The sequence below is a fragment of the Pontibacter sp. BAB1700 genome (genome assembly GCF_000277005.1).
Classification (GTDB): Bacteria; Bacteroidota; Bacteroidia; order Cytophagales; family Hymenobacteraceae; genus Pontibacter; species Pontibacter lucknowensis.
The window spans coordinates 15,189-27,392 of sequence record NZ_AKIS01000158.1; the positions used below are offsets into that span (position 1 = coordinate 15,189).

Sequence of the window (12,204 nt, forward strand, 5' to 3'; positions counted from 1 at the left end):
AAAACCTACTTCAACTGCGAATTGTCAGGCTGGATTTTTAACAGCCAAGGCAAGTATTGAAGGCAAAACAAATCTGTTTTTCCTAACTTGCATTTTTAACAGGTTCTTATTCACCCTTGCTTAACCCTACGCACGCTCGATGAACATCATCCGAAACCTGAAGATCAGGGATAAACTCCTCCTCCTGCTGGCCCTGCTCCTTTTTCCGCTTGTCTATTTTGTGGCTGTTACCGTGCAGCGCGAAATCGAAGAGAATGACAAGCTGCAGGACGAGATTGCTCAGCTCACCGAGTCAGAAAAAATATCCTCTCTGTTGCACGCCTTTCAGCGCGAGCGTGCCCGTATACTGGCGGCAGCTTCCGGCGATTCCATTTTCATGCTCGATGCACGTGCGCAAAGAAGTCTGACCGATGCTGCTACGCTCGACCTCACAGATTTTCTGAGCGAGACCAGCCGCACCCTGCCTGCCATTTCCATGATGCAGGATATCAATAAGTACCGCAGTGACCTGGACAAAGGTCGCCTGGATGTGGACGACTTCCGCCGCTACTCCAATGAGCTGATTTTTAGTATGCTTAACCGCATGGACGCCAGTGCAACAGCTCTTAGCAACGTCGAGATCAGTCGCCAGCTGATCAGTTTCAAAAGTCTCTCCGAAGCCAAGATCCACCTGGGTCGCATGCGTAGTCTGCTGATGAAATCCATGCAGGAAGGCATATTCTCATATCAGGATTACGCCCTCCTTATGACGCAGTACAACAGCCATACGACAGCGTTGGACAACTTTTACCGCTACGCCGATCGTGGCACTGTGAGCGAAGTGCAGGAGATCTTAGTGTCGGACGATTATAAACGTGCCGTTGCTGTTGTGCAGCGACTTGAACAGAATCCGGACACAGATCTGAACACCTTTGATGCAGGCTCTGTTTACAGCCTGTATACCTCCAATATCGAGGCGCTTCGCCAGGCCGAAAAGCACCTCATACAAAACATCAGAGAGCAGGTACAGGATGAGAGCAATCGCAAGGAGCGCTATCTGCAGGTACTGTTTGTAGCGCTGCTGTTTATTCTGACGCTCGTAGGCTTCCTTTCCTATTTCATCATCAGTCTGATTTCTACCTCACTGGCTACACTCAAAAATGCAGCCGACCGCATCCGACTGGTGCCACCGACGTGGTGGTTAATATTGAAAGCGAAGACGAGATCGGTAGTGTGGCCTCTTCATTCAGAGGGGTGGTGAACAAAACCGTGTCGCTGTCGCAGGTGGCGCAGGCTATTGGCGAGGGCCGGTATGACGTGGAGATAGAGGTGCAAAGCAAGGAGGATATGCTGAGCCTTGCCATCCGGGACATGAAAAATAACCTGGAGCACTTCACCACAGAGAATGCAAATCGTAACTGGGTGCTGACAGGCGTAGCCGAGCTGAGTAACCTGATCGGGGGCGAAACCACGCTGGACAAAGTCTCCAGACATGCCCTCTCCTACCTCTGCAACTATACCGACTCAGAGGCCGGTGTGCTGTACCTGCACAACAACAACGGCAAACTGGAACCTGCCACCAGTCATGGCCTGCAACAGAATAAGGCTCAATTGCCTGTGTTTGAAATTGGAACCGGTTTGGTAGGCCAGGCTGTGGCCGAACGCAAGGTGAAGGTACTGGAAGGAGTGCAGGAAGAGTACCTGCGCATCCGCACCGGGCTTTCAGACATTGAGCCTGCAACGGTCATCCTCATCCCATTATACTTTGGCAACACCATCATAGGCGCACTGGAGCTGGCCTCCCGCCGACCTTATACGGAGGTGCAGCGCCGTCTGCTCGACTCCGCAGCCGAGCGTATTTCGGTGCTCATCCATACCCTGAAAGCACACCTGCAAACGCAGGAACTGCTTTACGAAACACAAAACCAGGCCGAGGAACTGGAGACGCAGCAGGAAGAGCTGCGCCAACTCAATGCCGAGCTTAAGGCTTCAGAAGAAGAACTGCGCGTGAACCAGGAGGAGTTGCAGGAGAAGAACGCTGAACTGGAAGAGAAGGCGCAACTGCTGGAGGAGCAGTACGAGGCACTGGGCGCTAAGAATAAGGCCCTGGAGGATGCCCGCGAAGCCATCGAACTGAAGATACAGCAGGTAGAGACCGTGAGCAAGTATAAGAGCGACTTCCTGGCCAACATGAGCCACGAGCTCCGCACCCCGCTCAACAGTATCCTCATCCTGTCGCGCCTACTGGCCGACAATAGCGAAAACACGCTCTCCACGAAGCAGATCGACCACGCCCAGATCATTCACAAATCAGGTAATGACCTGCTCAGGCTGATCAACGAAATACTGGACCTCTCTAAAATCGAGTCTGGTATGGTGAAGCTGGAGACGGAAGAGCTGCGCCTGACTGACGTGTCCCTGGAGCCGATGTTTAAAGAACTGGCTGCCAAGAAGAAGATCAACTTCAAGGAGCGCCACGTGCCGGGTGCCTTCGACAGCATCGTGACCGACCGTTTCCGGCTGGAGCAGATTCTCAAAAACTTCATTGGCAATGCAATCAAATTTACCGACGAGGGCGGTGAAGTGGAGTTCAAGGTATACCCGGTTATGCAGCGGCCTAAGTTTAAGTCGGAGCAGCTGCGCGACGCCCAGGATGTGGTAGCCTTTGCTGTGCGCGACACAGGCATCGGTATACCTGCCGAGAAGCAAAGTATGGTTTTTGAAGCCTTCCAGCAAGCCGACACGTCCACTACCCGCAAGTATGGCGGCACCGGTCTGGGACTGACGATCAGCAAAGAGCTGGCTACCCTGCTGGGCGGTGAGCTGATGCTGGAAAGTGAGCCAGGCAAGGGCAGTACCTTTACGCTATACCTGCCGCGTGTGCCTTTTGGTGCAACAAATGGCTCCGCCGTACCTGAGCAGCGTCAGGCTCCTGCTTATACCCCACCTGCTGCACAGCCTGTCACTGTACTAAGCACCTCTGCGGCACAGCAAAAGAGCCAGAGCATGGGCCAGGTGTTCCTCAACATGGAGCGTCAGGACAAGAAAGACATCTGCGTGCTGATTGTGGAAGACGACAAAGGATTCAGCGACATCCTGGCTGACTTTGCCAAGGCCAAGAACTTCAAAGTACACCAGGCCTTTACAGGGCGTGACGGCCTGCGCATGGCGCTGGAGCACAAGCCTGATGCCATGCTGCTCGACATCCAACTGCCGGATATGACAGGTTGGGATGTGCTCAAAAAAGTGCGTGAAGACAAAGACCTGCGAAACATCAATGTGCACGTGATGTCGGCTTACGATAAGGAGGTGATCGGCGAACATGCCGAGAATGAAGAGTACCTGCCGAAGCCCGTGACGCTCGAGATGCTGAACAAAGCCTTTGGCTCCATCGTGAGTAAGTCCGGGGCAAACATCGAGAACATCCTGATCGTGGAGGACAACGAGATCGAGAATAAAGCCGTGGCCGAACTGCTGCTGGCGCACGGACTCAAGTCCACCTCCGCTTACTCTGCGGAAGAGGCCGAAAAGGTGCTGGCTAAGCAAAAGGTCGACTGTATCATCCTCGACCTCAACCTGCCGTGCATGAAAGGCTACGACTGGATGAAGAAGATCAAGTCGCAGACCAAGCTCGGCGACATCCCGATCATCATCTATTCCGGAAAGGACCTGAGTGAGGAAGAGGAGACAAAGCTGAAGGAGTTTGCTAACACGATCATCATCAAAAACGAGTACTCATACCTGCGTCTGCTCGACGAAGTGCAGCTCTTCCTGCACAAGGTAAACCAAAAGCTGCCGCCGGGCAACGAGTTCAAGATGAAGCTGCATGTGCCGGAAGAGGTGCTGCGCGGCAAGAAGATACTGGTGGTAGACGACGATGTGCGCAACATCTACTCACTGAGCAGTCTGCTGGAGATGCACGGCATGCAGGTCATAGCGGCTTACGATGGCAGGGAAGCACTCGAAAAACTTGACACAGAGTCAGGTATAGACATGGTGCTGATGGACGTGATGATGCCGGAAATGGACGGGATAGAAGCGACAAAACGAATCCGCAAGGATTTACGTTTTAAGCAACTGCCGATCATTTCACTCACCGCGAAGGCCATGAAAGAAGACAGAGAAAAATGCATAGAAGCCGGGGCTTCTGATTATATACCTAAACCAGTGGATACCGATAAGTTGCTTACCCTGATGCGCGTATGGTTGTATGAAGCTTGAGAACGAGGAGCTGTTTGAGCTGGAGGTAGAGGCACTCATCAAAGAAATACACACACAGTACGGATACGATTTCAGCGGCTATGCACGGGCCTCGGTTTACCGCCGCATCAAGCGTTTTCTGGCTCAGAAGCATTTGCAGAGCATCGACGAACTGCGCAAGTTTCTGTTCACGGACAGCTTCTTTTTCGAGAATTTCCTGCAGGAGGTCACCGTGAACGTAACAGAGATGTTCCGCGATCCGACTTTCTTTAAATCGCTGCGTGAGAACGTACTACCGATTCTGTCCACCTACCTTTCATTAAGGTATGGGACGCGGGCTGTTCTACAGGCGAGGAACTGTTTTCGCTGGCGATACTGCTGGAGGAGGAAGGGCTGCTGAGTCGAACCAAGATTTACGCCACGGACATCAACCAGAAAGTGCTACGGCAGGCGAAAGACGGCATCTTCTCGGCTACGCATATGACGGCCTACACCGCCGCCTATTACGCGGCCGGTGGCAAGCGCGATTTTGCAGAATACTATACCAGCAACTACGGCAGCGTGAAGTTCAACTCCTCGCTTGTCAAAAATGTGGTATTCTATCCGCATAATCTGGCGACCGATACTTCGTTCAATGAGTTCCACCTGATCGTGTGCCGCAACGTACTCATCTATTTCAACCGTGCGCTGCAGGAACGTGTTTACCAGCTTTTTGATGAGAGTCTGGTGAGCCTGGGCTACCTGGCATTGGGCAAAAAGGAAACACTGGCCATGTCAGAGATCAGCAGCAAGTATAACTTTGTAGACAAAAACAACCGCATATATCGCAAGAACTCCTGATGCGCGACAATACCCGACTGATCGTACTAGGTGGCTCATGGGGCGGCATACAGGCCTCTTTGAAGATACTGCAAGGGCTGCCCGCGGATTATAGTATCCCCATCGTGCTGGTGCTGCACCGTCTGCGCAATCAGGAAGGCAGTCTGCAGGAGCTCTTCGACAAGAAGCTGGTGCTGAAAGCTGTCGAAGTCGATGACAAAACGCCACTGGAGGCTGGCCATGTATACATAGCCCCATCTAACTACCACGTGCTGCTCGAAAGAGACCATACTTTCTCGCTCGATGCCTCCGAACTGGAGAACTACTCCCGCCCTTCCATCGACGTGACCTTTACCAGCGCAGCTGATGTTTTCGGGAAAAATACAGTAGGAATACTACTTAGTGGGGCCAGTAAGGATGGAAGTTCAGGATTAAAGTATATATTTGAGAAACGGGGCACTGCCATCGTGCAGCATCCCGGCGAAGCGGAGATTGCCACCATGCCGCTGGCAGCCATCAATAGCATACCCGGCTGTAGTATCATGAATGTTGAGCGCATACAAGCTTATTTGCTAACTTTACATGGACACTGACCACGATACCATACCTCTAACAACCTTGCCTACAGCTACCCACCCGGTAAAGATATTGCTAGTCGACGACAAGGAGGAAAACCTTGTCAGCCTGGCGAGTCTGCTCTCTGAGGAAGGCGATAATACGGAGTACCTGTTTGCCAACTCAGGTGAAGAAGCCCTGAAACTGGCGTTGCAGGAAGAGATAGCGCTGATCCTGCTGGACGTGCAAATGCCCGGCATGAATGGCTATGAAGTTGCCCGCTACCTTCGCGATATTTCTAAAACACGGGATATCCCCATTATTTTCGTCACAGCCATCCACCAGCAGGATGTGCATGTGATGGAGGGCTTTGAGGCCGGTGCCGTGGACTTTCTTTTCAAGCCCCTGCACCCTGCTATCACCAAGGCAAAAGTAGCGGCGTTTGTACGTTTTTATCTGCAGAAGAAAGAGGTGGAGCTTGCGCATAAACGTACCCAGGAAATCAACCGTGAGCTGGAAGAACGTGTGAAAGCACGCACTGCTGAACTTACCCGCGTAAATAAAGACCTTGACAACTTTGTGTATACCGCCTCTCATGATCTCAAAGCTCCAATCAATAATATAGAAGGACTGGCAGTTGCGCTGAAAGAGGTTCTGGATACACCTGAGCCTGATCACGGCGAACTCAACATCATCATGGCCATGATACAGGATGCGATCAGTCGCTTCAAGCACACCCTGATGGACCTGACAGAAGTAGCCAAGCTGCAGCACCAGGATGAAACAAACATCGAAAGTGTACGGTTCGAGGAGCTGATTGATGACATTACACTCAACATCCAGGATCTGATTTTAAAATACGACGCCACGATTGATACCGACTTTTCGGAGGCCCCCGAAATGGTTTTCTCCCGCAAAAACCTTCGCAGCATCGTCTACAACCTGGTATCAAATGCTATCAAGTATAGCTCACCGGAACGCCCGCCAATCATTGAGGTCAGCACGTATCACGAGAGCTCCTATACTGTATTCCGTGTAAAAGACAATGGACTTGGTTTGAAACCAGAAGACCGGGACAAAGTATTTGACATGTTCAAGCGCTTACATGCACACGTGGAAGGTACTGGCGTAGGTTTGGCCATTGTGAAGCGTATAGTGGAAAACAGCGACGGCAGAATTGAGTGTGACAGCGAACAAGGCAAGGGCTCCGAATTCAGGGTTTATCTGAGGGGACAGTAAGTACCGACAGCTGATCATGGCAAGCTGCTCTTTGCTACTCAGCTTGAGACGCAGCATGGAACTACCGGCATCGCCCTGCAAGCCGTGGATTGGGTAATGCGGGTGAGTAAATAAAATCAATAAAACAGAAGAGCCGCTCTTTGCATTTGCAGGAGCGGCTCTTCTGTTTCAGGTTTCTTCTACGCTTTAGCAGGTATACGCTTCAATGTATCCAGCAGGAAATCCCAGTACTTCTGCACCGAGCTGATCTGCACTTTTTCATCTGGAGAGTGAGCACCACGGATGTTCGGACCGAATGAGATCATCTCCATCTCCGGGTAGTTCGCACCGATGATACCGCATTCCAAACCAGCATGGCAGGCGTTCACGTGGGCTTCGCCGTTATACTTCTCTTTGTAAAGGTCGCTCATCAGCTGCACAATACCCGCTCCCGGTCGAGGCATCCAACCCGGATACATTCCGCTCAGTTGTACTGATGCACCAGCCAGTTCGAGGGCACTTTGAATAGCTGCAGCCAGATCCATTTTCTCACTGTCTACAGAGCTACGGGTAAGGCACTGCACGGTCAGTTTTCCGTCCTGCACCAACACACGGGCCACGTTATTGGAAGTCTGCACCAGGTGCTGAATATCCGGCTCATGCGATATACGCCGTTGTGGCAGGCATAGAGCGCACGCAGCAGTTTGCTCTGATAGTCGGCTGGTAAAACCTGAGCAGGAGCTTCTGTCTGCTCTACTGTCACGGCCAGATTCGGATCCGTCGTAGCGTGTTCGTTTTTGAGAATAGCGGTCAGTTCTTCCACAAAATTCTCAAAAGCCGTAACCTCACCTGCAGGTATAGCTACCACAGCTACTGACTCACGAGGGATCGCATTGCGCAGTCCGCCACCGTCGATAGAGCCGATGCGCAGGCCAACTTTTTCAGTAGCTTGGTGTAGCAAACGGTTCATCAGTTTGTTGGCGTTACCGCGACCCAGGTAAATGTCCATACCAGAGTGGCCGCCTGTCAGGCCTTTAATGTTTACTTTGTAGCCTTTCATGTTGCCGCTTATACCTTCAGGCTGATAAGTGCCGCTGGCATTGATGTCCACTCCGCCGGCACAGCCGATGGTCAGCTCGGTATCGTCTTCGGTGTCAAGATTTAGCATGATGTCGGCTTCCAGCATACCGCCTTTCAGGCCGAGGGCACCGGTCATACCAGTTTCTTCGTCTACCGTAAACAGCGCCTCGATGGCTGGATGCTCGATGTCAGTAGAGGCCAGCAGTGCCATGATCGTGGCCACACCAAGACCATTATCAGCTCCGAGTGTCGTGCCGCGGGCTTTTACCCAGTCACCGTCTACATACATGTCGATGCCCTGCGTGTCGAAGTCAAAATCGGTGTCGGCGTTTTTCTGGTGCACCATGTCCACGTGGCTCTGGATTAGCACCGTCTTGCGGTCTTCCATACCTGCGGTGGCAGGCTTCTTGATGATGACGTTGCCGATCTCGTCCTGTATGGTTTCAAGGCCAAGTTTCCGACCAAATTCCATCATAAAGGCGATCACACGCTCTTCCTTTTTAGAAGGACGCGGGACGGCGTTCAGATCAGCAAAATTATTCCAGAGGGCTTTCGGTTCGAGTGCTCTTACTTCGGTGCTCATGTATGGTTTTCTTTTTTGATTGAAATGCTAGTGTATACCTATATGCAGGCATACATATTGGTTGGCACTAAGGTAATTTAATTTTTTTTCAAACCCTTGCGTCTTTCCTCCCACCTCCCCGTCATCCTGATGAATTTGAAACTTAAACACTAATAACAATTCATCATATGGAACCGATCTATCAATCGCAACACCACAGTCTATCGAAAACCTAAAAGCCGAACAGCAGAAACGAGCTGCTACGCAGCAAGTAAATACAGGCAAGTGCTGCGAAGCGGCAGAGGCCAAAAAAGTCAATTCCTCTTCTACCCTGCTTGCCCTTTCCTTCGTTTTACAGACCGGCTTGTTTGCCAACTTCGCAGCCAACGCGCAAACGGCTATGGTCGTGCATACCAACAACAAAACTGCTAAGGAAAATAAAGCTGATGTAGCCATCCGCTCCCTGGATGACATCACCTTCCCCGAGGCAGACTTTAAGCGTGGGGCTTACCTGAAGTTGCGCACGGTATACGTGGATGTGCCGGTGAGCAAGTTTAGGCTCAAGCCTTTCCCGGCCAACAGTTCTGCCGAAACCCGAGCTGAACTCGACTTTTTGCTGCACCTGCAAAAGAACCGAAACGCCGAAGCCATCAACCGAACTGAAACCATGGCCGCCGTATACTTCGACCCGCTGACTACCAATCCGGCTGATGCAGATTATACCCGCAACATCAACAGCCTGTTCTACATTGGCCGCGACCTGGGTCCCTGGTTCAATGCGAAACAGTTGCCTGTAACAACACAGGTTTTGCAAAATGTCATTCAGGATGCCACTTACTACATCTTCTCGCTCAAAGCCGACTTTAGCCGCCCACGCCCTTACCAATTGGACGCCCGACTGGAGAACCTGGAAGCACCGGGCCACGCCTCCTACCCTAGCGGACACTCTTCCACTTCGCACGTGCATGCCTATATTCTAAGTCATATTTTCCCGGAGTACAAAGACCACTTCCTGGGCGTAGCCAGCGAGATGGCTTTCTCGAGAGAGACCCGCGGCGTGCACTACCCTAGCGACTCAGAAGCCGGTAAAGAATTTGCCCGCCAGTTTGTGGAAGAGCTGATGAAGAGCCGTAAATTCCGCACTGACCTGGAAGCGATGAAAGCGGAAATAGTACAGGTAAGGGCTGCTAATCAACTCACAAAAAAAATAAGGCCGAAAGCCGCGCAAAAATTCCGAGCCGAAGTAGTTGGAGAGTGTAAAACCTGTCGTACTATTGCAGCCTGAAATTTTAGGGATAATGGAATCTTGGTTAGGATACGCACTCGTTGCCATGCTCACAGGGGGCGTGGCAATGGTGTTTGCGAAGATGGGCATGAATAACAACGCCAACGAGCATCTGGCTTTGGTGATACGCACAGGGGTGTTGTTTATGATGGTGCTGGGCCATGCGCTCTACGCAGGTGGCCTCAAGTCAGCCCGGCTGATCGATAACAAAACGCTCACCTGGTTTATACTGGCAGGAGCCTGCACTGCAGTTTATTGGATTCTCTATTTCAAAGCCATCAAAACAGCCGATGTATCGGTAGTGGCTACCATAGATCGGGCAGGTATACTGGTCACGGTGGGCCTCTCCTACTTTCTGCTGAACGAGCCGCTCACACCGCGTCTGCTGCTGGGCATGGGCGTGATCTTGTGTGGAACTTTGATTCTGATCTGGAAATAAAAGATGATACAGCTTGCAACAATGCAGCAGGGGCACGCCTGTGATGTGCTCCGCATTTACGGTGAAGGCCTGCAAACCGGCTTTTCAACCTTCAACACGGAGGTTCCCACCTGGGAGGAATGGGACCGCAACCACCTGCCGCACACCCGAATCGTCGCTATTGAAAATGAGGAAGTGCTGGGTTGGGTGGCGCTCCTGCCCGTCTCCTCCAGGGCTTGTTATCGGGGAGTGGCTGAGTTCAGCATTTACATTGCCACCCGCCACCGTGGCAGAGGTATAGCCGATAGGCTCATGCAGGCCATGATTGAGGAGAGCGAAGCCAACGGTATCTGGACACTGCAGTCCTCGACTTTTGCTGACAATACCACCAGCCTGCGTATGCAGGAGCGGCACGGTTTCCGGCAGATCGGCTACCGCGACCGCATTGCCCAGTTGCACGGAGTGTGGCGCAACACCATATTGCTCGAGCGACGCAGCAACTTGTTTTGACCTGAAACTCGTAATCAGCCTAAAAAGCCCATGGAAATCAGCAGCATACCTTCTTTTCTGGATTATTACGGCAAGATCAGGCAGCGCACTGAGCGTGTTATCGCCTGTATACCTGCCGACCAATTCGACTGGACCTACCGGGAGGGTAAATTCACCTTCGCGGACCAGATCCGGCACATTGCGGCCATAGAGCGCTACCTGTATGCAGAGACCGTGCAAGGCAGATCTGCTGCTTATACTGGTTGCGGCAAGGCACTGGCGGATGATCCGGAACAGGTACTGGCATTTTTCAGGGAAAAGCATCAGGAAAGTCTCGCTATTTTCAGCAGCCTGTCTGACCAGGGCCTGCAGCAGAAAATACAAACACCGGGAGGCGGACAGATTACGTGCTGGAAATGGCTTCGCGCATTGATTGAGCATGAAATTCATCACCGGGCGCACATCTATACCTACCTGGGCATACTGGGCATACCGACGCCCCCTATTTTTGGCCTCACCTCAGAGCAGGTACAGGAGCAAAGCACTCAGGCATCCAAAATTTAATTCATAAAAAAACGCCACTGCTCATTGCAGTGGCGTTTTTCTGTTGGCTATACCTTATCGGCAGGTATAGCAGCTATATCGTTCGCATGGTAAGGGCCTTGTAGTCCCACACACGTACATCATGTCCGTACTGGGTCTGGTCGATAAACGGGCCCCGACATATCTTATCTTTTGGTGGTTCCACATCATACTGCTCTTTGGCCCGCAGCAGCAGTTCGTCCATTAGCCAGCGGGGTATGATGTCGCGATCGGATGGGTATACGAACTGGAAACTCATGAACTGGGCCAGTAACAGCTGCCAGTGCTGTTCGGTATAGGACCACAGACGGTTCCAGTCCAGCTTTTCGCCACAGCTCAGCATGATGTGGTTGATGTCAGAACCATCATAGCGCTCCCTGTTCTGAACGTACAGTTTGCACCAGATCAGCTCTTCGGCAGGCATAAATTTCACTTTTACACCGTACAGTTCGCCCTCCGTGGCATACTCAAACCAACGGTCATCCACCGGGCACATGCTGGCGGGGTTATTGAAGATCAGGTCCATGAGGTGCTCCCCTTTTTTGGCTTTGGCCAGCCAGCGGGCATCGGTCATTTCGGTATAGTAACCCTCTTCGGCAAAGGTCTTGAGAATGCGGGGGCACTCTCCCACTTTGCAGAAAATATCCATGTCTTTTGTTGCCCTGTTGATTCCCGTGTACATGTCAAGGGCCAGACCGCCACCCACCAGGAATTTGGCCTCACTCTTGACCAGCAGGCTCAGCGCTTCTTTGTAAAAGCTCTCTGCGGTTAGTTCGCCGTCACCTGGGAGAGTCTGCTTTGCTTTAACGGTCTTTTTTTTAGTTTTTACCGGGTCTTGGGCGGTTTTTACTTTTGTATGATTCAGTTGCTTATTCATGTGTCAAATTCAGGCTCTGTGATCGATGTAATCTTCAGCAGGAGACAGCATTGCCTGAAGACTGCCTCTGTCAGAAACAGTCTAAATTGTACTACTCCTTAATCTAAAACTGAGGTAAGTGGTTTACTGATAAAGCACTG

13 protein-coding genes are annotated in these 12,204 nt (G+C 51.7%); 10 read left to right on the forward strand and 3 right to left on the reverse strand.

Going from position 1 to position 12,204, the window contains the following annotated elements; genetic code table 11:
• Positions 1–139: 139 nt before the first annotated feature.
• The 6 genes from O71_RS25885 to O71_RS17125 are packed head-to-tail and all read left to right on the forward strand — an operon-like array spanning position 140 to position 6,792.
• Positions 140–1,240, forward strand: coding sequence for a nitrate- and nitrite sensing domain-containing protein (locus O71_RS25885; RefSeq protein ID WP_007659351.1), 1,101 nt, complete (start codon positions 140–142; stop codon positions 1,238–1,240).
• Positions 1,174–4,200: a response regulator gene (locus O71_RS17110; protein WP_237717883.1), complete on the forward strand. Its 3,027-nt coding sequence runs from the start codon at positions 1,174–1,176 to the stop codon at positions 4,198–4,200. The genes O71_RS25885 and O71_RS17110 overlap by 67 nt, the downstream gene beginning before the upstream one ends.
• Entirely contained in the window at positions 4,190–4,579 is a 390-nt protein-coding gene (locus O71_RS27495; RefSeq protein WP_007659355.1) for a chemotaxis protein CheR, read from the forward strand. Before O71_RS17110 ends, O71_RS27495 begins: the two co-directional genes overlap by 11 nt.
• Positions 4,555–5,019: a CheR family methyltransferase gene (locus tag O71_RS27500; protein WP_369750980.1), complete on the forward strand. Its 465-nt coding sequence runs from the start codon at positions 4,555–4,557 to the stop codon at positions 5,017–5,019. The genes O71_RS27495 and O71_RS27500 overlap by 25 nt, the downstream gene beginning before the upstream one ends.
• Positions 5,019–5,591, forward strand: coding sequence for a chemotaxis protein CheB (locus O71_RS17120; protein WP_007659359.1), 573 nt, complete (start codon positions 5,019–5,021; stop codon positions 5,589–5,591). The genes O71_RS27500 and O71_RS17120 overlap by 1 nt, the downstream gene beginning before the upstream one ends.
• Before the next feature lie 25 nt (positions 5,592–5,616).
• Positions 5,617–6,792: an ATP-binding protein gene (locus O71_RS17125; protein ID WP_237717884.1), complete on the forward strand. Its 1,176-nt coding sequence runs from the start codon at positions 5,617–5,619 to the stop codon at positions 6,790–6,792.
• A 179-nt stretch (positions 6,793–6,971) separates the two neighbouring features.
• On the opposite strand, the gene O71_RS24715 is transcribed toward O71_RS17125, so the two are convergent.
• On the reverse strand, positions 6,972–7,409 hold the full coding sequence (locus tag O71_RS24715; RefSeq protein WP_202800238.1) for a M20/M25/M40 family metallo-hydrolase: 438 nt from the start codon (positions 7,407–7,409) through the stop codon (positions 6,972–6,974).
• On the reverse strand, positions 7,358–8,434 hold the full coding sequence (pepD, locus tag O71_RS17130; RefSeq protein ID WP_007659364.1) for a beta-Ala-His dipeptidase: 1,077 nt from the start codon (positions 8,432–8,434) through the stop codon (positions 7,358–7,360). The genes O71_RS24715 and pepD overlap by 52 nt, the downstream gene beginning before the upstream one ends.
• A 343-nt stretch (positions 8,435–8,777) precedes the next feature.
• On the opposite strand from pepD, the gene O71_RS17135 reads away from it, so the two are divergent.
• From O71_RS17135 to O71_RS17150, 4 genes are read left to right on the forward strand one after another with little or no spacing between them, the layout of a single operon-like run.
• A complete protein-coding gene (locus O71_RS17135; RefSeq protein WP_007659366.1) occupies positions 8,778–9,698 on the forward strand; it encodes a phosphatase PAP2 family protein in 921 nt (306 codons plus the stop codon).
• A 13-nt stretch (positions 9,699–9,711) separates the two neighbouring features.
• On the forward strand, positions 9,712–10,137 hold the full coding sequence (locus tag O71_RS17140) for an EamA family transporter (protein ID WP_007659376.1): 426 nt from the start codon (positions 9,712–9,714) through the stop codon (positions 10,135–10,137).
• Between the two features lie 3 nt (positions 10,138–10,140).
• Positions 10,141–10,626 carry a GNAT family N-acetyltransferase gene (locus tag O71_RS17145; protein ID WP_051017802.1) on the forward strand — a complete coding sequence of 162 codons (486 nt, stop codon included), beginning with the start codon at positions 10,141–10,143 and terminating at the stop codon, positions 10,624–10,626.
• A 30-nt stretch (positions 10,627–10,656) separates the two neighbouring features.
• A complete protein-coding gene (locus tag O71_RS17150) occupies positions 10,657–11,169 on the forward strand; it encodes a DinB family protein (protein ID WP_007659379.1) in 513 nt (170 codons plus the stop codon).
• Positions 11,170–11,242: 73 nt separating this feature from the next.
• On the opposite strand, the gene O71_RS17155 is transcribed toward O71_RS17150, so the two are convergent.
• On the reverse strand, positions 11,243–12,064 hold the full coding sequence (locus O71_RS17155; RefSeq protein ID WP_007659380.1) for a nucleotidyltransferase: 822 nt from the start codon (positions 12,062–12,064) through the stop codon (positions 11,243–11,245).
• Positions 12,065–12,204 lie beyond the last annotated feature (140 nt).

Bases quoted from the DNA above. Each gene is read 5' to 3' on its own strand.
- O71_RS17155 (WP_007659380.1), bottom strand. From the start codon at position 12,064: ATGAATAAGCAACTGAATCATACAAAAGTAAAAACCGCCCAAGACCCG.
- O71_RS25885 (WP_007659351.1), top strand. From the start codon at position 140: ATGAACATCATCCGAAACCTGAAGATCAGGGATAAACTCCTCCTCCTG.
- pepD (WP_007659364.1), bottom strand. From the start codon at position 8,434: ATGAGCACCGAAGTAAGAGCACTCGAACCGAAAGCCCTCTGGAATAAT.
- O71_RS17145 (WP_051017802.1), top strand. From the start codon at position 10,141: ATGATACAGCTTGCAACAATGCAGCAGGGGCACGCCTGTGATGTGCTC.
- O71_RS17150 (WP_007659379.1), top strand. From the start codon at position 10,657: ATGGAAATCAGCAGCATACCTTCTTTTCTGGATTATTACGGCAAGATC.
- O71_RS17120 (WP_007659359.1), top strand. From the start codon at position 5,019: ATGCGCGACAATACCCGACTGATCGTACTAGGTGGCTCATGGGGCGGC.
- O71_RS17140 (WP_007659376.1), top strand. From the start codon at position 9,712: ATGGAATCTTGGTTAGGATACGCACTCGTTGCCATGCTCACAGGGGGC.
- O71_RS27495 (WP_007659355.1), top strand. From the start codon at position 4,190: ATGAAGCTTGAGAACGAGGAGCTGTTTGAGCTGGAGGTAGAGGCACTC.